The sequence below is a fragment of the Pseudomonas sp. UBA6562 genome (assembly GCF_002434265.1).
Taxonomy (GTDB): Bacteria; Pseudomonadota; Gammaproteobacteria; order Pseudomonadales; family Pseudomonadaceae; genus Aquipseudomonas.
The window spans coordinates 508,876-530,788 of the sequence record NZ_DJJS01000006.1; the positions used below are offsets into that span (position 1 = coordinate 508,876).

The following is a 21,913-nucleotide window of genomic DNA, read 5'->3' on the forward strand; positions in this document are numbered from 1 at the left end:
GTTGCGGGGCTTGCGAAGGGAACGCAGGCTGCGGCTAGCCGCCGCCGATGGCGTGGACCACCTCGACCTGGTCGCCTTCGACGAGCAGCGTGCCATCGTGCTGGCTGCGCGGCACGATGTCCTGGTTCAGCTCCACCGCGACGCGGCGCCCGGTCAGCTCGAGCCGGGCCAGCAAGGCCGCCACGCTCTCGCCGGAGGGCAATTCGTAAGGTTCACCGTTCAGTTGAATGCGCATGCGCACGGCCACCGTTGTGCTTTGGGGGCCCGCATTCTAGCCCCTGACAGGGTTTTTACCCAAGCCTGATGGCCTGCATTCGGCCCAATGGCGACCGCTCGGTCAGCCCAGGCGCCAGGCCGCAAGGCCCAGGCACAGCCAGCCGGCCAGGAAGCACGCGCCGCCGATGGGAGTGACGATGCCCAGCTTGCCGATGCCGCTCAGGGTCAGCGCGTAGAGGCTGCCGGAGAACAGCACGATGCCCATCGCGAACAGCCCACCGGCCCAGCCCACCAGGCGACCGGGCAGATGCACGGCGAGCACGGCCAGCGCGAGCAAGGCCAGCGCGTGCACCAACTGGTACGTGACCCCGGTGTGGAAGATGGCCAGGTACTCGGCGCTCAGGCGATTCTTCAGACCATGGGCGGCGAAGGCGCCCAAGGCGACACCGGTGAAGCCGAAGAAAGCGGCGAGCATGAGGAAGCTGCGAAGCATGGGACGACTCCTGCGAAGGGGTCTGTATAATGGCCGCTTCCCTCGGTCGGGCCAAGCCATCCTCATGTTGTCATCGATCATCCGCCGCCTCGCGCGGGTCCTGTTGTGGTGTGCCGTCGGCAGCGTCCTGCTGGTGCTGCTGTTTCGTTGGGTGCCGCCACCGGGCACGGCGCTGATGGTCGAGCGCAAGGTGCAGTCGTGGTTCGGTGGCGAGGCCATCGACCTGCAGCGCGACTGGCAACCCTGGGAAGCGATCTCAGACGACTTGAAAGTGGCGGTCATCGCTGGCGAAGACCAGAAGTTCGCCAGCCACTGGGGCTTCGACGTGTCGGCCATCCAGGCCGCCATCAGCCACAACGAGCGCGGTGGCAGCGTGCGTGGCGCCAGTACCCTGACCCAGCAGGTGGCCAAGAATCTGTTTCTCTGGCCGGGCCGCAGCTGGCTGCGCAAGGGCCTGGAGGCTTGGTTCACCGGGTGGATGGAGCTGTTGTGGTCCAAGGAGCGCATCCTCGAGGTGTACCTCAACAGCGCCGAATGGGGGCCGGGCGTGTTTGGCGCCCAGGCGGCAGCGCGTTACCACTTCGGCGTCGATGCCAGCCGCTTGACGCGCCAGCAGGCGGCCCAGCTGGCGGCGGTGCTGCCCAGCCCGATCCGCTGGAGCGCCGGTCGCCCCAGCGCCTATGTGGCGGGCCGTGCCAGCTGGATCAACCGGCAGATGAGCCAGTTGGGCGGCGACGAGTACCTCAAGCGTCTGGAAGCGGGCGAACGTTTCTAGGCATTGCTTGAAAGCCTAGATACCCACACACGAAAAAGCCGCAGCCCTTGCGGGCAGCGGCTTTTTTGCGAGCGTGGAACGTGGATCAGGCGGCGATCAGAGCCTTGACCTTGTTCATCGCGTTCTTCTCCAACTGGCGAATGCGCTCGGCCGAGACGCTGTACTTGTCGGCCAGCTCGTGCAGCGTAGCCTTTTCTTCTGCCAGCCAACGCTGGTAGAGGATGTCGCGGCTACGGTCGTCCAGGCCACTCAGTGCCTGGTGCAGGTTGCTCGACGCATTGTCGCTCCAGTCGGCGTCTTCCATCTGACGAGCCGGGTCGTAGCGGTGGTCTTCCAGGTAATGCGCAGGCGACTGGAAAGCGCTGTCGTCGTCGGCCTCGGCGGCCGGGTCGAAGGCCATGTCGTGGCCGCTCAGACGGCTTTCCATTTCGCGCACTTCGCGCGGCTCCACGCCCAGGCTTTCGGCGACGCGATGCACTTCGTCGTTGTTCAGCCACGCCAAGCGCTTCTTCTGGCTGCGCAGGTTGAAGAACAGCTTGCGCTGCGCCTTGGTGGTCGCCACCTTGACGATGCGCCAGTTGCGCAGGATGAACTCGTGGATCTCGGCTTTGATCCAGTGCACGGCGAACGAGACCAGGCGCACACCCATTTCCGGGTTAAAGCGCTTGACCGCCTTCATCAGGCCGACGTTGCCTTCCTGGATCAGATCCGCCTGGGCCAGACCGTAACCGGCATAGCTGCGGGCGATATGGACAACGAAACGCAGGTGGGCCATCACCATCTGGCGGGCGGCCTCGACATCCTGTTGGTAATAGAGACGCTCGCCCAGATCACGCTCCTGCTCGACCGTCAGCAGCGGGATGCTGTTGACCGTGTGCACATAGGCTTCCAGGTTCGCACCCGGTACCAAGGCATACGCAGGTTGCAACGATGTGGTCATTCAAGAACCTCCAGCTTTCGAAATTGTGCCTCGTGAGCACTGCCTACATTGACCCGTAAATCCAGGTTCGAGTTCCAAGATGAACGAAATGCAACGTTGGCGATTGTTACTACCATGATGGCGACTAGCGTGGCGCCAGCTCGTTCAGATGGCGAGCCACGGCGATCCACGCACCGATATACCCCAACAGTACAGCACCGATCAAGAGTGAGAGTCCATCCGACCCTGGTACACCTGCGAGGCCGAAATCGCTGCCGTACAAGCCCGAAAGCCCTACCACGGCCTCGTTCAGCCAGTTCAGGCCGAAGGCGAGGATGCCCCACGCCAGCAGGCCGGCACCCAGGCCATAGAGCGCGCCCATGTACAGGAAAGGCCGGCGCACGTAGCTGTCGGTACCGCCCACCAGCTTGATCACCTCGATCTCGGTACGGCGGTTCTCGATATGTAGACGAATAGTGTTACCAATTACTAACAGCAAAGCCGAAATCAGCATCACCGCCATGCCGAACACGAAGCGGTCGCCCAGCTTGAGGATCGCCGCCAGGCGCTCGACCCAGAGTAGATCCAGCTGCGCCACTTCGACCCGTGGCAGCTCCGAAAGGCGCTGGCGCAAGGCTTCGAGGGTCGGCTTGTCGACTTCCTCCGGGGTCACTACCACCACACCGGGCAGTGGGTTTTCCGGCAGTTCGCGGATCGCTTCGCCCAGGCCTGACTGGTGCTTGAACTCTTCCAGTGCCTGATCGCGGCTGATGTACTGCGCCTGGGCCACGCCCGGCATGTCGGCGATCTGACCGCGCAGGGTTTCGCCGTCCGCGCTGCTGGCGTCCATCTTCAAGTACAGGGAAATCTGCGCCGCGCGTTGCCAGGAACCGCCGAGCACTTCGACGTTCTTGAGCAGCAGCGACAGGCCCATGGGCATGCTCAGCGCCACCGCCATCACCAGACAGGTGAAGAAGCTGCCGATCGGCTGCTTGGCCAGGCGGCGCAGGCTGTCGGCCAGGCTCGCACGGTGGCTTTCGCCCCAGGCACGCATGAGGGTGCGCAGGTCCGGGCCGTCGTCGTCGTGCTGGCCAGGCTTTTTCTTCGGTGCCTCGGCGCCTTTAGGCGCGACGCGTTCGGATACTTTACGCGTGGATGTGCTGCTCATTGGCCGGCCTCCCCGTCGCCGATCAATCGGCCGCGTTGCAGGGTCAGCATGCGGTGGCGCATGCGCGCGATCAGGGCCAGGTCGTGACTGGCGATCAGCACCGTGGTGCCGAGGCGATTGATGTCTTCGAATACGCCCATGATCTCCGCAGCCAAACGCGGGTCGAGGTTGCCGGTGGGTTCGTCGGCCAGCAGCAGCGCAGGCTGGTGCACGATGGCGCGAGCGATGCCGACCCGTTGCTGCTGACCGGTGGACAGGTCGGCCGGGAACAGCTCGCCCTTGTCGGACAGCGACACGCGCTCCAGCGCCGAATCGACGCGTTTGGCGATCTCGGGCTTGGACAGGCCGAGGATCTGCAGCGGCAAGGCGATGTTGTTGAACACGGTGCGGTCGAACAACAGCTGGTGGTTCTGGAACACCACGCCGATCTGCCGGCGCAGGAACGGAATCTGCGCGTTGCTGATCTGCCCCAGGTCCTGCCCGGCGAGCAGCAGCTTGCCGCTGGTGGGCCGCTCCATCGCCAGCAGCAGGCGCAGCAAGGTGCTCTTGCCGGCGCCGGAGTGGCCGGTGACGAACAGGAATTCGCCCCGGCGCGCCCGGAAACTCAACTCGTGCAGGCCGATGTGGCCGTTGGGGTAGCGCTTGGCGACCTGTTCGAAGCGAATCATGGAGCATCCCGTTCGGCGAACAGCGCCTTGACGAAGGGTTCGGCCTCGAAGGTACGCAGGTCGTCGATGCCTTCGCCGACGCCGATGAAGCGGATCGGCAGGTTGAACTGCTTGGCCAGGGCGAAGATCACCCCACCTTTGGCAGTGCCATCGAGCTTGGTCAGGGCCAGGCCGGTCAGTTCCACGCTCTGGTGGAAGTACTTGGCCTGGCTGATGGCGTTCTGCCCAGTGCCGGCATCGAGCACCAGCAGCACCTCATGGGGCGCTTCGGCGTCGAGCTTGCCGATGACCCGGCGGACCTTCTTCAACTCTTCCATCAGGTTGTCTTTGGTGTGCAGCCGGCCGGCGGTGTCGGCGATCAACACGTCGGCGCCACGGGCCTTGGCGGCCTGCACGGCGTCGAAGATCACCGACGCGGAGTCGGCACCGGTGTGCTGGGCGATCACCGGAATGTTGTTGCGCTCGCCCCACACCTGCAACTGCTCGACCGCGGCGGCGCGGAAGGTGTCGCCGGCCGCCAGCATGACTTTCTTGCCTTCGAGCTGCAGTTTCTTGGCCAGTTTGCCGATGGTGGTGGTCTTGCCGGCGCCGTTCACGCCGACCACCAGGATCACGTAAGGCTTGCTCTGCGAGGTCACGGTCAGCGGCTGCTCGACCGGGCGCAGCATGGCGGCCAGTTCTTCCTGCAGCGACTTGTACAGGGCGTCGGCGTCGGTCAGCTGCTTGCGCGCGACTTTCTGCGTGAGGTTGCGCACGATCACCGAGGTGGCTTCGACGCCGACGTCGGCGGTGAGCAGACGGGTTTCGATTTCTTCGAGCAGTTCGTCGTCGATGACCTTCTTGCCCAGGAACAGGCTGGCCATGCCTTCGCCGATGCTGGCGCTGGTCTTGGTCAGGCCTTGCTTGAGGCGGGCGAAGAAGCCGGGTTTGGAGGGCTCGGCGGCGGGGGTGTCCAGTGCCGGGGCGGGCGGCTCGACAGGAAGGGCGGTTTCGGAGGGCGCAGGCGTTGGAGCGGGGGTTGGCGCCGGTGCTGGGGTCGGAGCCGGTGCAGGCGTCGGTGCAGGCGCTGGAGTCGGAGCCGGTGCAGGCATCGGTGCAGGCGCTGGAGTCGGAGCCGGTGCAGGCGTCGGTGCAGGCGCTGGAGTCGGAGCCGGTGCAGGCGTCGGTGCAGGCGTCGGTTCAGGCGCTGGAGTCGGAGCCGGTGCAGGCGCTGGCGCTGGCGTCACAACAGGCGCTGGAGTCGGTGCGAGCGAAGGCGTGTCTTCACGCTCGGGAATCACAGGCGGCGCAGCAGGCTCCAAGTCAGGCACCAGGGCCACAGGCTCTTCGGCCACCGGCAACACCAGATGGTTGGCAGGCGCCTCGACGCCTGGCGCGACCTGCGGCTCGGGCACGACCGGGGCCGGCGCGCCTTCGACCGCTACGGCCTCATCGGCTGGCGGCTCGACGGCGCTGGGTTCGTCGGCGGCAGGTGCCTGCGGCTTCTTGCGGAACCAGCTGAACAGGCCTTTCTTCTGACCAGCCTCGGCCGGCGCTTTCTTGTCGTCGTTGGAACCAAACATGGAGACGGCTATCTCAAGGCAGCGATGCGCCAGCGATGGCGCATCAGGAATTCAATAGACGCAGAACAGACTATCTTCGATCCGACTGGTTCATGCGCAACGTTTTGTCTTAAAGGCCCACAGGCCAGAACGGCGACAGGCATGGTCGCCAGGCGACCGGATCAGTATCCTAGCACCTCCAGGCCCGCCGACGCTAAACCCTAGCGGGCCGCCGAACAGGTTGAACCCCCTATGAATGCTCTAGCCCGCCGCGCTGCCGGCCTGCTGCTCGGCACCCTTTGCTTGCCGTTCACCGCCCTGGCCGCCGACACTCAAGCCACCCATGAATTCACCCTCGACAACGGCCTGAAAGTAGTCGTGCGTGAAGACCATCGCGCGCCGGTGGTGGTCTCGCAGATCTGGTACAAGGTCGGCTCCAGTTACGAGACGCCAGGCCAGACCGGCCTGTCCCACGCCCTCGAGCACATGATGTTCAAAGGCAGCGCCAAGGTCGGCCCCGGCGAGGGCTCGCGCATCCTGCGCGACCTCGGCGCCGAAGAGAACGCCTTCACCAGCGACGACTACACCGCGTATTACCAGGTTCTAGCCCGCGACCGCCTGCCGGTCGCGTTTGAACTCGAAGCCGACCGCATGTCCAGCCTGCGCCTGCCGGCCAACGAGTTCGCCAAGGAAATCGAGGTCATCAAGGAAGAGCGGCGCCTGCGCACTGACGACAATCCCAGCGCCAAGGCCGTCGAGCTTTTCAACGCCATGGCCTACCCCGCCAGCGGTTACCACACGCCGACCATTGGCTGGATGGCCGACCTGGAACGCATGAAGGTCGAAGAGCTGCGCCACTGGTACGAATCCTGGTATGCGCCGAACAACGCCACGCTGGTAGTGGTGGGCGACGTTACCGTCGACGAGGTCAAGGCCCTATCGCAGAAGTACTTCGGCGCCATACCCAAGCGCGCCGTGCCGCCGGCCAAGCTACCGCTGGAACTGGCCGCACCGGGCCAACGCCAGCTCACCGTGCATGTCGCCACAAAACTGCCGAGCCTGATCTTCGGTTTCAATGTGCCGGGCCTGGCCACTGCCGAAGACGCCCGCAGCGTGCATGCCCTGCGCCTGATTTCGGCCCTGCTCGACGGCGGCTACAGCGCCCGCTTGCCATCGCGCCTGGAGCGCGGCCAGGAACTGGCGGCCGGCGCGTCGAGCGGCTACGACGCCTTCACCCGTGGCGACAGCCTGTTTTTCATTTCGGCGACGCCCAACGTGCAAAAGCAGAAAACCCTTGCCGATCTCGAAAAAGGTCTTTGGGAGCAGCTCGACGACCTCAAGAACAAACCGCCCAGCGCCCAGGAGCTCGAGCGCGTCCGCGCTCAGGTCATCGCCGGCCTGGTCTACGATCGCGATTCCATCAGCAGCCAGGCCAGCATCATCGGTCAACTGGAAACGGTCGGTTTGTCCTGGAAGCTCATCGACAGCGAACTGTCCGCCCTCGAACGCGTGACGCCCAAGGACATCCAGGAAGCCGCCCGCACCTATTTCACCCGCGAACGCCTGAGCGTCGCCCACGTACTGCCTGAGGAGTCCGCTCATGAGTGATCGCAGCGCACCGCGCCACACCTCTATCGGTGCCGGCCTGATCGCCCTGGCCCTGGCCGTGTCCGCCGTGCTGGCCAATCCGGCTCGGGCCGCCGACAGCGCCCAACCCGCCCAACCCGCCCTGCAATCGCTCGCCGAGCTCAACGGCAAGGCGCCCAATGGTCGCAAACTGAACGTGCAGGACTGGAAAACCGCCGAAGGCGCGCGCGTACTGTTCGTCGAAGCCCGCGAGCTGCCAATGTTCGACCTGCGCGTGACCTTCGCCGCAGGCAGCAGCCAGGACGCCGGCACCCAGGGTCTGGCGGCGCTGACCAACGCCATGCTCAACGAAGGCGTGAAGGGCAAGGACGTCACCGCCATCGCCGAAGGCTTTGAAGATCTCGGTGCCGACTTCAGCGGCGGCTCGTACCGCGACATGGCTGCGGCCAGCCTGCGCAGCCTGAGCGCCAGCGACAAGCGCACTCCGGCCCTGGCGCTGTTCGCCGACGTGGTGGGCAAGCCGACCTTCCCCGAAGACTCCCTGCAACGGGTCAAGAATCAGTTTCTGGCCGGCTTCGAATACGAAAAGCAGAATCCCGGAAAGATCGCCAGCAAAGTCCTGTCCAGCAAACTGTATGGCAGCCACCCCTACGGCACGCCCAGCGAAGGTACGGCCGAAAGCATCCCCGGCATCACCCAAGCGCAATTGCGCGACTTCCACGCCAAGGCCTATACCGCGGGCAATGCGGTGATCGCGCTGGTCGGCGACCTCAGCCGCAGAGAAGCCGAAGCCATCGCCGCCCAGGTGTCGGCCAACCTGCCCAAAGGCCCAGCGCTGCCGGCCCCGGCCCAGCCGAGCGAGCCTAAGGCGAGCGTGCAGCACATCGACTTCCCGTCCAAACAGACCCACCTGATGCTGGCCGGGCTGGGGATCGACCGTAAGGATCCGGACTGGGCCGCGCTGTCGATGGGCAACCAGATCTTCGGCGGCGGTGCGTTCGGCACCCGATTGATGACCGAAGTCAGGGAAAAGCGCGGCCTGACCTACGGCGTGTATTCCTCCTTCACCCCCATGCAGGTGCGCGGCCCGTTCACCATCGACCTGCAGACCCGCGCCGAACTCAGCGAAGGCACGCTCAAGCTGGTGCAGGACCTGCTCGGCGACTACCTCAAAACCGGCCCTACGCAGAAAGAGCTCGACGACGCCAAGCGTGAACTGGCCGGCAGCTTCCCACTGTCCACCGCCAGCAATGCCAGCATCGTCGGCCAACTGGGCGCGATCGGCTTCTACAACCTGCCACTGACCTGGCTGGAAGATTTCATGCAGCAGTCCCAGGCCCTTACCGTCGAACAAGTCAAGGCGGCGATGAACAAGCACCTGTCGGCCGACAAGCTGGTGATCGTCACCATCGGCCCGAAAGTGCCGCAGAAGCCCCTGCCGCCGCCCACCGAAAAACCCGCCGACCAGCCCCTGGGCGTACCGGAGCATTGATGGCACGAACCACTCCCCCCTCCCGGCCGGCCGCTGCCAGCAAAGGCTCGGGCCAGCTACGCATCATCGCCGGCGAGTGGCGCAGCCGCCGCCTCGCCGTGCCCGACGGCGAGGGCTTGCGCCCCACCCCCGACCGGGTGCGCGAAACCCTGTTCAACTGGTTGGCGCCGCACATAGAAGGCGCCCGCGTGCTGGACGCTTTCACCGGTAGCGGCGCGCTGGTGCTCGAAGCGCTGTCGCGCGGCGCCGAAAACGCAGTGGCCCTGGACAGCAACCCCGCCGCCATCGCCAACCTCAAGGATAACCTCGAACTGCTGCGCTGCCCGTGCGGGCAGATCCTGCAGACCGACGCCCTGCGCTACCTGCAAGGCCCGGCCAAGCAGCAGTTCGACGTGGTGTTCCTCGACCCGCCCTTCCATCAGGACTTGCTGGCCAACACCTGCGAACTGCTGGAGAGCCAGCAGTGGTTGCGCGAACAGGCGTGGATCTACACCGAGAGCGAGGCCGCGCCGTCCACCTTGCAGATGCCGGCTAGCTGGCGTCTGCACCGCGAGAAGAAGACCGGCCAGGTGCATTACGCGCTCTGGCAACGCGGTTGAGCCTCCAGCGCAGAATCGGGTAGCCCTCGATCCTGCGTTGAAGCGGCAGGCGATCGAGCAAAGCCTGCCCTGTACTGACTTAATTAACGCTACCGCCTCCAGCGCATGACCGAAGCTGCTCCGCCTTGAATCCGCTCAAGGAGCACTTCGGCCCATGCCTATTTCACCAACCTCCAAGCTGCCCTTACAGCCCGCTACCGCCCCACCCCTCCAGCAGTTCACCCTCGACAACGGCTTCACCGTCATTCTGCTGGAAGACCACCGCGCGCCTTTGGTCACCGCTCAACTGTGGTACCACGTCGGAGGCAGTGACGAGCCGCTCGGCCAGGCGGGGTTGTCCCACGCGCTGGAGCACCTAGTGTTCGAGGGCAGCGAAAAACTCCCCCAAGGCCAGTACAGCCGCGTGCTGGCGCGCCTCGGCGCCGCCCCCCGTGCCTTCACCCTGGACGATGCCACGCTGTACCTGGCCACGGTGCCGGTAAACCGCCTGGAAATCGTCCTCGAAGCGCAGGCGGACATCATGGTCAACGCCCACCTGAGCGCGCAGGCCTTCGCAGGCGTGCGCACGACCCTGATAAACGAATACCGCCTGCGCGTGGACAGCGTGCTCGACGAACAGGCCAACAAGCAGCACCTGCACTTGGCCCACGGTGCCAGCCCCTACGCGCGTTCACATCACGATGTGCTCGACGACCTCCAATCGCTGACTCTGGACAGCGTCAAGGCGTGGTATGCGCGCCATTACCATCCCAACAACGCCACGCTGGTAGTGGCGGGCGATCTGCAATTGGCGGCGCTGCGCGAGCTGGTCGAACGTCACTTTGCACCTCTGCCGAAGGCGTCGCTGGAACGCGCACTGCCCTTCCGGCATTCCGCCGCGCTGGGCGAACGCAGTCAGACCGTACGCCTCCCGGGCCTGCGCCCCGGCTTGGCGTTGAGCTTCAACGTACCCAGCCTGGGCAGCGCGGCCTCGGCGCAGGACGTGCACGCGCTGCAAGTGGCGCTGGCGGTGCTGAGCACAGGCACCAGTTCGCGGCTGTATGCGGCGCTGGTACGCGAGCGACCGCTGCTGCGCGGGGTGTATAGCGAGTTCGACTTGAACATGCGCGGCGACACCCTGCTGACCCTGCGCGCCTTGGTCAGCCCCGATCAAACCGTCCAGCACGCCAGCGAGCGTGTGTTGGCCCTCATCGAAGGCTTGAGCGACCAACTCGTGTCGCCTGCCGAGCTGCAACGCGCCAAAACCCAACTGTCGGCTGAACAGGTGTTTAGCCATGACTCGTTGCAACAGCGCGCCTACGACGTGGGCCGCCATGTGCTCGGCGGCGCCAGCCTGGCATCCCTGATGCGTGCGCGTCAGAGCCTCGAAGCCGTCAGCGTCCAAGACCTGCAACGCGTGGCCCGGCACTACCTGAATCGCGACCACCTGACCTTGACCTACTCGCAGCCGGAGGCCACGGCCCAATGAATACCGATCAGCCCTCCCCCGCAACGAAGCAGGCATCGTCCTGCCCAGCCGCGCCAACCGACGACCCGCTCGACTTCGGCACGTTGGCCTCGGCCCAGCGTATCGACCTTGCGCAATTGCCTGCACTGGAACGCATCGTGCGTCGTTGGCAAACCGCCCACGGCAGCAGGGTCAGCTTCGTCGAGGCCCGCGAGCTGGACATTCTCGACGTAGTGCTGCGCTTTGACGCAGGCAGCCGCCTGGACGGCGATTCGCCTGGCCTGGCCGCAGCCACCTTGTACATGCTCGATCAGGGCGCCGGCGACTACGACGCCCAAGGCCTGGCCACCGCACTGGAGGAGCTGGGCGCCCAGTTCAACCGGGAGGTGCATCTCGACCATGCCACGCTGTCATTGCGTTGCCTGGCTACCGCAGCGGTACGTGAGCCTGCCGTACACCTGCTGACCACCCTGCTCGGCCGCCCGCACTTCACGGCGCCGGCGCTGGACAAGATCAAGGCGCGTCTGCTCGCCCACCTGAGCCAGCTCGACGGTAATCCAGCCAGCGTGATGCAACGAGCGGTAATGACTCACGTTTTTGCCGACCATCCTTATGCAGCGCACGTCCACGGCACCACCGCTGGGGTTCAGGCACTCGCCGCGCAAGACCTGCACGCCTTCTACAGTCGTGCCTACAGCGCCAACAACGTCGAGATCGCCCTGGTCGGCAACCTTTCCCCCGACCAGGCCCAGGCATTGGCGCAGACCTTGAGTGATGCCCTGCCCCAGCACTGGGCCGCGTTGCCGCCAGCACCGCCGCAAACCTACGAAGCGACCCGCCGCGAATGGGCGGGCGTCGGCAGCACCCAGGCGGTGCTCGCCATGCCCTTACTGTTGCGGCCGGACGATGCCGACTATGAAGCTGTCCTGCTCGGGTGTGACGTCCTGGGTTCGAGTCTCGACTCGCGCCTGATGGGCGAGCTGCGTACACGCCGCAGCCTCACTTACAGCATCCGCGCCACGCCTACCCTGTGGCGCGCAGGCGGCATGCTGAAAGTGGAATGGGACGTCGCTGCCGAATACGCCGAAGCCTCGCGGCGCCTGGTACTGGAGTTGATCGACTGCCTGCTCGAGCAAGGCCCGAGTTCGGCGGAGCTGCTGCGCGTGCTCAACCTGCGCGTCGTGCAGCTACTGCTCAAGGCAGCACGCAACGACCAACGCGCCGCCTGGCTGACCGAGCATGGCCAGTGGGGCTTGCCCGCCGACTATCTGGCCGAGCACCTCGACCGGCTGGCTGCGGTCACACCGCAACAGGTGGCGCCTGCGCTACGGCGCTGGATCGACACACGGCGCATGAGCTTCTTCAGCATCGGACCGCGGGCGGCGCAACAGCGGTTGCCGGATCTGGACGACGCCTAGCGGCACGCAAAGGCGGTGTTTCGTGGCAAGCTGCGCAGGCTTACCTGGAGCCTTTCGACATGCCCACCCGCACCGCCGCCTTCCGCCCCGCCACCGGCCTGTCCAACCCGCACCTGCAAACCCTCTGGGGCCCGCTGTGGCGCAAGCTCGCGCCCCTGCCGCGGGAGCGCGAGCGGCTGTGGCTGGCCGATGGCGACTTCATCGACCTCGACTGGTACGGCCCGCACCAGGCCGAAGCGCCGCTGGTGCTGGTATTGCACGGTCTGACCGGCTCGTCCGATTCGCCTTACGTCAAAGGCCTGCAAGTGGCGCTCGGCGACCAAGGCTGGGCCAGCGTGGCGGTGAACTGGCGCGGCTGCTCGGGCGAACCGAACCTGTTGCCGCGCAGCTACCACTCCGGCGCCAGCGAAGACCTGGCCGAGATCATTGCCCTGCTGCATGCCAAGCGCCCGCTGGCGCCGCTGTATGCGGTGGGGTATTCCCTGGGCGGCAACGTGCTGCTCAAATACCTGGGCGAAAGCGGCAGCGCCAGCCAGTTGCAGGCCGCCGTGGCGGTGTCGGTGCCGTTTCGCCTCGACCAATGTGCCGACCGCATGGGCCAGGGGTTCTCCAAGGTGTACCAGGCGCACTTCATGCGCGAGATGCTCGCCTATGTGCAGAACAAGCAGCGTCACCTGCGCGCAGGCGGCCATCACGATGCGGTGCGGACCCTCGACGGCTTGGGTTCGCTGCGCAATCTCAAAACTTTTTGGGAATTCGACGGCAAGGTCACCGCGCCGCTCAACGGCTTTCGCGATGCCCACGACTACTACCGACGCGCGTCCAGCGGCTTCTACTTAGCGGACAATCGCACGCCGACCTTGATCATCCAGTCTAGCGACGACCCCTTCGTGTTCACCCACAGCCTGCCCGATCCCCAGGCGCTGCCGCCGCTGACGCAGTTCGAACTGCATCGGCGCGGCGGGCATGTGGGGTTCGTCGAGGGCAGCCTGCGCAAGCCCAGCTACTACCTGGAGCGGCGCATCCCGCAGTGGCTGCTGGAGGCGTTCGAGCATCCGCTCCAGTAGCGTCTCGGGTCAGTCGCCCGTAGCGATGGCACGCTGCGGATCGGTGATCCATTCGCTCCAGGAACCGGCGTACAGGCGGCCCAGCGGATAGCCAGCCAGGGCCAGGGCGAACAGGTTGTGGCAGGCCGACACCCCAGAGCCGCAGTAGGCCACCAACTGCTCGGCCGGGCGCTGCGCCAGAGCCTTGGCGAAGCGCGCACGCAGCTGCTCCACGGGCAGGAAGCGCCCCTCGGCGTCGAGGTTGTCGTTGAAGGCCTGGCACTGGGCGCCGGGAATGTGCCCAGCGACCGGGTCGATGGGCTCGACCTCGCCCCGAAAACGCGGCAGCGCGCGGGCGTCGATCAGGGTCAGGTCGGGGCTGCGCAGGCGTCTGAGCAAGTGCTCGGCGTCGATCACCAGGCTTGGGTCGGGCTCGCCGACGAACGTGCCCTCGCGCTTGGCCGGCGGATCGAGGCTCAGCGGCAGGTGCGCGGCATGCCACGCTTTGAGGCCGCCATCGAGCAGCGCCACACCGTCGCGCTTGCCCAGCCAGGCCAGCAACCACCAGGCCCGCGCCGCGAACAGCCCCGGTCCGTCGTCGTACAGCACCACCTCGCTGTCGACATCGATGCCCCACTCGCGCAGACGGGCCGACAGCCGAGCGGGGTCGGGCAGCGGATGGCGCCCGGTACGGCCCTTGCTCACTGACCCGCTCAGATCGCGCTCCAGGTCGGCGAACTGTGCGCCGGCGATATGCCCTTCGGCGTAGCTGCGCTGCCCGTAGTCGGCATCGTCCAGGGCGAAACGGCAGTCGAGGATCACCACCCCCGGCGTCTCCAGACGCTCGGCCAACTGCTGCGGGGTGATCAATTGCGCAAGCGGCATGACTAACTCCTTATCGATGACGGGATGGACGTGGGCCGTTGTCATCTTACGGTCATCCGACGGGCGCTGGGTACCCGCACAGAGCCCCGAGGCGCGCCTGTCCGACCTGCGTGCGGGCGCGCGCTTCGGCCGGCTGGCGCGCCGCCAGGCAATGACCGCACGGTCTACAGTGCCATCGTTGCTCCACGCGACTTGGCCGGGCGCAGTCGCTGCGCTACCATCCGACTCCCTAACGCACTCCTGCCAGGATCAAGCGATGAACCGAGTGTTGTACCCGGGTACTTTCGACCCGATTACCAAGGGCCATGGCGATCTGGTCGAGCGCGCTTCACGGCTGTTCGACCACGTGATCATTGCCGTGGCGGCCAGCCCGAAGAAGAACCCCCTGTTCCCGCTGGAGCAACGCGTGGCGTTGGCCCAGGAGGTAACCGGCCACTTGCCCAACGTCACTGTGCTCGGTTTCTCCACGCTGCTGGCGGCGTTCGCCAAGGAACAGGGCGCCAACGTGCTGCTGCGCGGGCTGCGCGCCGTGTCGGACTTCGAATACGAATTCCAGCTGGCGAACATGAACCGGCAATTGGCTCCGGATGTGGAAAGCCTGTTCCTCACCCCCTCCGAGCGTTATTCGTTCATCTCCTCGACGCTGGTCCGGGAGATCGCCGCGCTGGGCGGCGACATCACCAAGTTCGTGCACCCGGCGGTGGCCGACGCGCTGACCGAGCGCTTCAAGCGCTGACCTACCGCGCCGCTCGACGCGCCCGCGTGCACTGCGGGCGCGAATACGGCACAATTGCGCCCTTGCTCAGTTAGCTACAGGTCCGGGCGCGATGCCCCCGGTCGGAGTCCCCATGTCCCTGATCATCACCGACGATTGCATCAACTGCGACGTCTGCGAACCCGAGTGCCCGAACGCGGCGATCTCCCAAGGCGAAGAGATCTACGTGATCGACCCCAACCTGTGCACCCAGTGCGTGGGCCATTACGACGAGCCGCAGTGCCAGCAGGTCTGCCCGGTCGACTGCATCCCGCTGGATGAAGCCCACCCGGAAACCGAAGAACAGCTGATGGCCAAGTACCGCCAGATCACCGGCAAGTTCTAGGTCAGGCCGATGTCGCGCTCAGCGCTGGCAGCGCAGGCAGTACACGCTCGCGCGCTGCCCCAGCTTGACCTCGCGCAGGGTCGTGCCGCAGACCTTGCACAGTTCGCCGCCCCGCCCGTAGACGAACAGCTCCTGCTGGAAGTACCCCGGCTGCCCATCGCCGCCGATGAAATCGCGCAGCGTGGTGCCGCCGCGCTCGATGGCGGCGGCCAGGATGCGCTTGATCTCTTCGGCCAGCTTCAAGTATCGCGCCCGTGAAACCCCGCCCGCCTCGCGCCGCGGGTCGATGCCCGCCGCGAACAGCGCCTCGCTCGCATAGATGTTGCCGACCCCCACCACCACGGCGTTGTCCATGATGAACGGCTTGACCGCCATCGAACGGCCGCGCGAGAGCTGGTACAGCCGTTCGCCGTCGAACAGGTCGGTCAACGGCTCCGGCCCTAGGCGCAGCAGCAGTTCGTGGTTGTGCGGATCCAGGCTCCAGAGCATGGCGCCGAAACGCCGCGGGTCGGTGTAGCGCAGGATCAGCCCCGACTCCAGCTCGATGTCCACATGCTCGTGCTTGCCTACCGGCGAGCCGCCCTCGACCAGCCGCAGGTTGCCCGACATGCCCAGGTGGCTGATCAAGGTGCCGACCTCGGCATTGATCAACAGGTATTTGGCGCGGCGCTGCACGGTGACGATGCGTTGCCCGGACAGCCGCGTGTCCAGGTCTTCGGGGATCGGCCAACGCAGGCGGCGGTCGCGCACCACCACGCGGCTGACACGCTGGCCTTCGAGAAATGGCGCAATCCCGCGCCGAGTGGTTTCGACTTCTGGCAGTTCCGGCATGAATCAGTGCCCGCTCGACTCTCGGAGGTTCTGTTTGAGGCTGTCGAAGTCGTATTCCGACAGCCCGATGTAGTCCAGCACCAGCGGCGCGATGGCGTTCCACTCATGGTCGACGGTCTGGTCGCCCAGCACGCGGTACGAGGCGCAGATGTGTTCGGCCATCTTGAGGACCGCCAGCAGATTCTTCAACTGCGGCTGGGCATTGTGCGACGACTCGTCGCTGAACACCGCCAGGGCATTGTGGTGGTTGGCGATGGCCATGCTCAGGTGCTCGGGCAGGCGCCAGGAACGTGCAGTGTAGTAGCCGACCACCGAATGGTTGGTGTTGAGCGCACGGTTTTCCGTGTCCACCACGCGCCAGCCCTCGTTGGCCTCGGCATAGGCCTCGACCAGCACGTCCATGTAGTTGGGAAAGCGCTTGAGCATCAGCGGCACGCCGCAATCGTGGAACAGGCCCAGGGCATAGGCTTCATCGACCGCCTGGATGCCGGTGCGCTTGGCCAGGGTCAGGCAGGTGTTGGCCACGTCCTGGGCGGTGTCCCAGAAACGGTTGAGGGTGACGATGGTTTCGTCGCTCATCTCGCCCTTGATCGACTGGGCGTTGATCAGGTTGATGATCGAGCGGCTGCCGAGCAGGTTCACCGCCTTCTGGATCGAGCCGATCTTGTTGCTCAGGCCGAACTGCGTGGAGTTGACCAGTTTGAGCAAGGCCCCGGAAAGCCCCGGATCTTGAGCGATGAGACGGGCGATGGTGCCCAGGTCCGGGTCCGGCATGTACTGCTCGAACTGCAGGTCGACCAGGATCTGCGGTTGCGGGGGAATGCTGATGCCTTGCAAGGCTTGCTGGATCTGCTCGGGGGTGAGTTCGTGGGACATGGAGGGATACTCGGAAAGATGCGTCGATTCTACCTGTTGGCAAAGCCGGTTGAGTACGAACTTCGCTGGATTAACCATTTGTCACGACCCGGCCTCAGGGCAGCACCTCGTCCGGCCGACAGGCTATACTCCCGCTCTTTTTTCCCGGAGCGACGTCATGTCCCTGCCCAGCCTTCGCCTCAAAGCCAACGCCGACCGCCGCCTGCGCGCCGGCCACCTGTGGGTTTACAGCAACGAGATCGACGTTGCCGCCACCCCGCTGCAAGGCCTGAGCGCCGGCCAGCAGGCCATCCTCGAAACGGCCAGCGGCAAGCCCCTGGGCGTGGTGGCGGTGAGCCCCAACAACCTCATCTGCGCCCGCCTGCTGTCGCGCGACGCCAAGCTGGCGCTGGACAAGTCGCTGCTGGTGCACCGCCTCAACGTGGCGCTGTCGTTGCGCGAGCGGCTGTTCGACAAGCCCTGCTACCGTTTGGTATATGGCGATTCAGATCTGCTGCCGGGCCTGGTGGTGGACCGCTTCTTCGACATCCTCGTGGTGCAACTGGCTTCGGCGACCATGGAAGCGCACAAGGACGAAGTGATCGCCGCGCTGGTGCAGGTGCTCAAGCCCAGCGGCATCCTGTTCAAGAACGATTCGGCCGCGCGCGACGCCGAAGGCTTGCAGCGCTACGTCGAGACCGTCTACGGCGAAGTGCCGGACTGGGTCGCCTTGGAAGAGAACGGCGTCAAGTTCGAAGCCCCGGTGCGCGAAGGGCAGAAGACCGGCTGGTTCTACGACCACCGCATGAACCGCGCGCGCCTGGCGCCCTACGTCGCCGGCAAGCGCGTGCTCGACCTGTTCAGCTACATCGGCGGCTGGGGCGTGCAGGCCGGCGTGTTCGGCGCCAGTGAAGTGTTCTGCGTCGATGCTTCGGGCTTCGCCCTGGACGGTGTGGAGCGCAACGCGGCCCTGAACGGCATCGGCGAGAAGCTGACCTGCATCGAAGGCGACGTGTTCGAAGCCCTCAAGGAGCTCAAGGCCGCCGAAGAGCGCTTCGACGTGATCGTCGCCGACCCGCCCGCCTTCATCAAACGCAAGAAAGACCTGAAGAACGGCGAAGGCGCCTACCGCCGCCTGAACGAGCAGGCCATGCGCCTGCTGAACAAGGACGGCATCCTGGTCAGCGCCTCGTGCTCGATGCACCTGCCCGAAGACGACCTCAACGGCATCCTGCTGACCAGCGCCCGCCACCTGGACCGCAACCTGCAACTGCTCGAACGCGGCGGTCAGGGGCCGGACCACCCGGTGCACCCGGCGATTCCGGAGACGCGTTACATCAAGAGCATTACTTGCCGGTTGTTGCCCAACAGCTGAGGAGCGACGCTTGCGACCACCCCCGACGGTGGTCGCTGCGGCCTCTTCCTCCTAAATCTCCAGAACCTGCGACGCAATCCCGAAATACACCAGCACCCCCACTGCATCGGCGATCGATGTGACCAATGGACCGCTCGCAGTGGCAGGGTCGAGCTTGAGTCGGCTGAGCAGGAACGGCAGGCTCATGCCGATCAGGCTACCCATCAGCACGATCACCACCATGCTGCTGGCGACGATCAATGCGATATCCGCACCGCCGCGCAGGATGCCGAGCCCGGCCACCGCCACGGCCATCGTAGCGCCCAGTGCCAAGGCGACCCCGCATTCGCGCCCGAGCAACTGCAGCCAGTCGCGCAATACCACTTCCCCCGTCGCCAGGCCGCGAACCATCAAGGTAGCGGACTGCGCACCGGCGTTGCCGCCGCTATCGACCAGCAGCGGCAGGAAGAACACCAGTGCGATGTGCGCTGCGATGGTGTCTTCGAATGCCGCGATCCCGGCGCCGGAGAACAGGTTGCCGAAAACCAGCAACACCAGCCACAGCACTCGCTTGCGGTACAGCAGGCCAAGGGTGGCGTCCTTGAGGTTGCCGATGTGGTTGGTGATGGATGCGCCCTTGTGGAAATCTTCGGTGGCGGCGTCGACCACCACGTCCATCGCTTCGTCGCAGGTGATGATCCCCACCAGACGCCCGGCTTCGTCGAGCACCGGTACCGCCAGCAAGTCGTGCGCGCGGATCAACCGCGCCACTTCCTCCTGTGGCGTGGAAACGCTCACGCTGAGCACTTCGCGCGTCATGATCCGCTCCACGGGGCAGTCCGGCAGAGCCAGGATCAACTCGCGCAGGGACACGGTGCCGAGCAGATTGCGGGCAGCGTCCAGGACATAGGACTGATAGATGGTTTCGGCATCGGCGGCCTCGCGGCGCAACATGTCGATGGCCTGGCTGGCGTACAGCCCATGGTCGAGACTCGAGTACTGGCTCGTCATGAGCGCGCCGGCAGTACCTTCACGGTAATGGCCCAGTTGCAGGAACTGGTCGCGGCGGGCTTGGGCGGCTTGGCGCAGATCGTTGGGAGAAGGGGTAGCGGACATATCGTAGTGCATGAAAGTCTCCAGGCGCCGTCCAGGCACCTGCGGACCTCACCCAGCCGGGCTCAAGCCTGCGGTAGCCCTGGCGACGGCGCGCTCAGTGCCAGATGACAGATTCCGGGGGAACCGAAACTGGGAAGGTCCATTGGGGGTGTTTCTCGTCGAGCCGCACATACGGCGCGGCAATCATAGGAAGGGGTAGGGTCGAAGTCAGCCCCTAGCTTGCCAATTCGTGCAGTTTCGGAAGCGTCCTACAGGACGGCCGCCCAATCCCTGACCCAAGGCGCCAAGGCACCACCGCGGCCAGCGGTCCAACTCGCCGTTCCCTCCCTGCGCCAGCGGTGTAGAATCGGCCCTATTCATCGCCAGTCATCCCCCGGCGGGTTTATGAGCTCTGGTCGAGCACGCGGCGATCCCGTGCTGTCGTCGACCTCATCCGTGCCAATGGCAACCGACTTTCGGCGCAATGGACAAGAGAAGCTCACTTCCCCTTTACGTGACCTGATCAAGCCGCCAGGAGTGCTTCATGCCTGATTATCGTTCCAAGACTTCCACCCACGGCCGCAACATGGCCGGCGCCCGTGCCCTGTGGCGCGCCACCGGCATGAAAGACGACGATTTCAAGAAGCCGATCATCGCCATCGCCAACTCCTTCACCCAGTTCGTTCCGGGGCATGTGCACCTCAAGGACATGGGCCAGTTGGTCGCCCGCGAGATCGAGCGCGCCGGTGGCGTGGCCAAGGAATTCAACACTATCGCGGTCGACGACGGCATCGCCATGGGCCACGACGGCATGCTCTATTCGCTGCCCAGCCGCGAGATCATCGCCGACGCGGTGGAATACATGGTCAATGCGCACTGCGCCGACGCCATCGTCTGCATCTCCAACTGCGACAAGATCACGCCCGGCATGCTGATGGCCGCGCTGCGCCTGAACATCCCGGTGATCTTCGTCTCCGGCGGCCCGATGGAAGCCGGCAAGACCAAACTGGCCAGCCACGGCCTGGACCTGGTCGACGCCATGGTCATCGCCGCCGATTCCTCGGCCTCCGACGAAAAGGTCGCCGAGTACGAACGTAGCGCCTGCCCGACCTGCGGTTCCTGCTCGGGCATGTTCACCGCCAACTCGATGAACTGCCTGACCGAAGCCCTGGGCCTGGCCCTGCCCGGCAACGGCTCGACGCTCGCCACCCACTCGGACCGCGAGCAGCTGTTCCTCACCGCCGGGCGCACCATCGTGCAGTTGTGCAAGCGCTACTACGGCGAGAACGACGCGTCGGTCCTGCCGCGCAGCATCGCCAACTTCAAGGCGTTCGAGAACGCCATGATGCTCGACATCGCCATGGGCGGCTCGACCAACACCATCCTCCACCTGCTGGCCGCAGCCCAGGAAGGCGAAGTCGAATTCGACCTGCGCGACATCGATCGCCTGTCGCGCACCGTGCCGCAGCTGTGCAAGGTGGCGCCGAACATCCAGAAGTACCACATGGAAGACGTGCACCGCGCCGGCGGCATCTTCAGCATCCTCGGTTCGCTGGCCCGTGGCGGCCTGCTGCACACCGACCTGCCGACCGTACACAGCCTGAGCATGGCCGACGCCATCGCCCAGTGGGACATCACCCAGACCGACGACGAGGCCGTGCACACCTTCTTCAGGGCAGGCCCGGCGGGCATCCCGACGCAAACCGCATTCAGCCAGTCGACCCGTTGGGAGACCCTGGACGACGACCGCGAGAACGGCTGCATCCGCAGCTTCGAGCACGCCTACTCCAAGGAAGGCGGCCTGGCCGTGCTGTACGGCAACATCGCCCAGGACGGCTGCGTGGTGAAGACCGCCGGTGTCGACGAGTCGATCCACGTGTTCGAAGGCAACGCCAAGATCTTCGAGAGCCAGGACAGCGCCGTGCGTGGCATCCTCGCCGACGAAGTGCAGGCCGGTGACATCGTCATCATCCGTTACGAAGGCCCGAAAGGCGGCCCGGGCATGCAGGAAATGCTCTACCCGACGTCGTACCTGAAGTCCAAGGGCCTGGGCAAAGCCTGCGCCCTGCTCACCGACGGCCGCTTCTCGGGCGGCACCTCGGGCCTGTCCATCGGCCACGCTTCCCCGGAAGCCGCCGCCGGTGGCGCGATCGGCCTGGTGCGCGATGGCGACAAGGTGCTGATCGACATCCCCAACCGCTCGATCAACCTGCTGGTCAGCGACGAAGAGCTGTCGCACCGCCGCATCGAGCAGGACAAGAAAGGCTGGAAGCCGGTGGAAGTGCGTCCGCGCAAGGTGACCACGGCGCTGAAGGCCTACGCCCTGCTGGCGACCAGCGCCGACAAGGGCGCGGTGCGCAACAAGGCGATGCTCGACGGGCTGTGAGGTTCGGCTGGCATGCGCAATAACCGGCGCCTGGTGCG

General features: G+C 65.6%; 21 protein-coding genes. 11 read left to right on the forward strand and 10 right to left on the reverse strand.

The window, feature by feature from the left end:
- Positions 1 to 34 precede the first annotated feature (34 nt).
- Both thiS and B4M43_RS09815 read right to left on the reverse strand, forming a co-directional pair.
- Complete coding sequence (thiS, locus tag B4M43_RS09810) at positions 35 to 235, reverse strand: sulfur carrier protein ThiS (protein ID WP_296266518.1); 201 nt, start codon at positions 233 to 235, stop codon at positions 35 to 37.
- Between the two features lie 102 nt (positions 236 to 337).
- Positions 338 to 709, reverse strand: a complete 372-nt coding sequence (locus B4M43_RS09815; protein ID WP_296266519.1) for a DUF423 domain-containing protein — start codon at positions 707 to 709, stop codon at positions 338 to 340.
- Between the two features lie 64 nt (positions 710 to 773).
- On the opposite strand from B4M43_RS09815, the gene mtgA reads away from it, so the two are divergent.
- Positions 774 to 1,484, forward strand: a complete 711-nt coding sequence (gene mtgA / locus B4M43_RS09820; protein ID WP_296266520.1) for a monofunctional biosynthetic peptidoglycan transglycosylase — start codon at positions 774 to 776, stop codon at positions 1,482 to 1,484.
- An 85-nt stretch (positions 1,485 to 1,569) separates the two neighbouring features.
- On the opposite strand, the gene rpoH is transcribed toward mtgA, so the two are convergent.
- The 4 genes from rpoH to ftsY form a co-directional block, all read right to left on the reverse strand.
- Complete coding sequence (gene rpoH / locus B4M43_RS09825; RefSeq protein ID WP_296266521.1) at positions 1,570 to 2,424, reverse strand: RNA polymerase sigma factor RpoH; 855 nt, start codon at positions 2,422 to 2,424, stop codon at positions 1,570 to 1,572.
- A gap of 124 nt (positions 2,425 to 2,548) precedes the next feature.
- Positions 2,549 to 3,571 carry a permease-like cell division protein FtsX gene (gene ftsX, locus B4M43_RS09830; RefSeq protein ID WP_296266522.1) on the reverse strand — a complete coding sequence of 341 codons (1,023 nt, stop codon included), beginning with the start codon at positions 3,569 to 3,571 and terminating at the stop codon, positions 2,549 to 2,551.
- Positions 3,568 to 4,239 carry a cell division ATP-binding protein FtsE gene (gene ftsE, locus B4M43_RS09835; protein WP_296266523.1) on the reverse strand — a complete coding sequence of 224 codons (672 nt, stop codon included), beginning with the start codon at positions 4,237 to 4,239 and terminating at the stop codon, positions 3,568 to 3,570. The genes ftsX and ftsE overlap by 4 nt, the downstream gene beginning before the upstream one ends.
- Positions 4,236 to 5,801, reverse strand: coding sequence for a signal recognition particle-docking protein FtsY (ftsY, locus tag B4M43_RS09840; protein WP_296266524.1), 1,566 nt, complete (start codon positions 5,799 to 5,801; stop codon positions 4,236 to 4,238). Before ftsY ends, ftsE begins: the two co-directional genes overlap by 4 nt.
- A gap of 231 nt (positions 5,802 to 6,032) precedes the next feature.
- Between ftsY and B4M43_RS09845 the strand changes: the two genes are divergently transcribed.
- From B4M43_RS09845 to B4M43_RS09870, 6 genes are all read left to right on the forward strand, one after another.
- The gene (locus tag B4M43_RS09845; RefSeq protein ID WP_296266525.1) at positions 6,033 to 7,388 is read left to right on the forward strand and encodes a M16 family metallopeptidase; all 1,356 of its coding nucleotides are present in this window, start codon (positions 6,033 to 6,035) and stop codon (positions 7,386 to 7,388) included.
- On the forward strand, positions 7,381 to 8,859 hold the full coding sequence (locus tag B4M43_RS09850; RefSeq protein ID WP_296266526.1) for a M16 family metallopeptidase: 1,479 nt from the start codon (positions 7,381 to 7,383) through the stop codon (positions 8,857 to 8,859). Before B4M43_RS09845 ends, B4M43_RS09850 begins: the two co-directional genes overlap by 8 nt.
- Positions 8,859 to 9,458, forward strand: coding sequence for a 16S rRNA (guanine(966)-N(2))-methyltransferase RsmD (gene rsmD / locus B4M43_RS09855; RefSeq protein ID WP_296266527.1), 600 nt, complete (start codon positions 8,859 to 8,861; stop codon positions 9,456 to 9,458). The genes B4M43_RS09850 and rsmD overlap by 1 nt, the downstream gene beginning before the upstream one ends.
- A gap of 154 nt (positions 9,459 to 9,612) precedes the next feature.
- Positions 9,613 to 10,926: a M16 family metallopeptidase gene (locus tag B4M43_RS09860; RefSeq protein ID WP_296266528.1), complete on the forward strand. Its 1,314-nt coding sequence runs from the start codon at positions 9,613 to 9,615 to the stop codon at positions 10,924 to 10,926.
- Positions 10,923 to 12,323: a M16 family metallopeptidase gene (locus B4M43_RS09865; RefSeq protein WP_296266529.1), complete on the forward strand. Its 1,401-nt coding sequence runs from the start codon at positions 10,923 to 10,925 to the stop codon at positions 12,321 to 12,323. Before B4M43_RS09860 ends, B4M43_RS09865 begins: the two co-directional genes overlap by 4 nt.
- Before the next feature lie 59 nt (positions 12,324 to 12,382).
- Positions 12,383 to 13,390, forward strand: coding sequence for a hydrolase (locus B4M43_RS09870; RefSeq protein WP_296266531.1), 1,008 nt, complete (start codon positions 12,383 to 12,385; stop codon positions 13,388 to 13,390).
- Between the two features lie 9 nt (positions 13,391 to 13,399).
- On the opposite strand, the gene B4M43_RS09875 is transcribed toward B4M43_RS09870, so the two are convergent.
- On the reverse strand, positions 13,400 to 14,254 hold the full coding sequence (locus B4M43_RS09875) for a sulfurtransferase (protein WP_296266532.1): 855 nt from the start codon (positions 14,252 to 14,254) through the stop codon (positions 13,400 to 13,402).
- Between the two features lie 256 nt (positions 14,255 to 14,510).
- On the opposite strand from B4M43_RS09875, the gene coaD reads away from it, so the two are divergent.
- Both coaD and B4M43_RS09885 read left to right on the forward strand, forming a co-directional pair.
- On the forward strand, positions 14,511 to 14,990 hold the full coding sequence (gene coaD / locus B4M43_RS09880; protein ID WP_296266534.1) for a pantetheine-phosphate adenylyltransferase: 480 nt from the start codon (positions 14,511 to 14,513) through the stop codon (positions 14,988 to 14,990).
- A gap of 112 nt (positions 14,991 to 15,102) precedes the next feature.
- Positions 15,103 to 15,354: a YfhL family 4Fe-4S dicluster ferredoxin gene (locus tag B4M43_RS09885; protein WP_296266537.1), complete on the forward strand. Its 252-nt coding sequence runs from the start codon at positions 15,103 to 15,105 to the stop codon at positions 15,352 to 15,354.
- A gap of 18 nt (positions 15,355 to 15,372) precedes the next feature.
- On the opposite strand, the gene mutM is transcribed toward B4M43_RS09885, so the two are convergent.
- Complete coding sequence (mutM, locus tag B4M43_RS09890; RefSeq protein WP_296266538.1) at positions 15,373 to 16,185, reverse strand: bifunctional DNA-formamidopyrimidine glycosylase/DNA-(apurinic or apyrimidinic site) lyase; 813 nt, start codon at positions 16,183 to 16,185, stop codon at positions 15,373 to 15,375.
- Between the two features lie 3 nt (positions 16,186 to 16,188).
- Positions 16,189 to 17,007 (reverse strand): HDOD domain-containing protein, encoded by an 819-nt coding sequence (locus B4M43_RS09895; protein WP_296267302.1) that lies wholly within the window; start codon positions 17,005 to 17,007, stop codon positions 16,189 to 16,191.
- Between the two features lie 211 nt (positions 17,008 to 17,218).
- Here B4M43_RS09895 and B4M43_RS09900 point away from each other — a divergent pair, with 211 nt between their 5' ends.
- A complete protein-coding gene (locus tag B4M43_RS09900) occupies positions 17,219 to 18,415 on the forward strand; it encodes a class I SAM-dependent rRNA methyltransferase (RefSeq protein ID WP_296266540.1) in 1,197 nt (398 codons plus the stop codon).
- Positions 18,416 to 18,466: 51 nt separating this feature from the next.
- On the opposite strand, the gene mgtE is transcribed toward B4M43_RS09900, so the two are convergent.
- Entirely contained in the window at positions 18,467 to 19,522 is a 1,056-nt protein-coding gene (gene mgtE, locus B4M43_RS09905; protein WP_296266541.1) for a magnesium transporter, read from the reverse strand.
- Between the two features lie 511 nt (positions 19,523 to 20,033).
- Here mgtE and ilvD point away from each other — a divergent pair.
- Positions 20,034 to 21,875, forward strand: coding sequence for a dihydroxy-acid dehydratase (ilvD, locus tag B4M43_RS09910; protein ID WP_296266544.1), 1,842 nt, complete (start codon positions 20,034 to 20,036; stop codon positions 21,873 to 21,875).
- Positions 21,876 to 21,913: the final 38 nt, after the last annotated feature.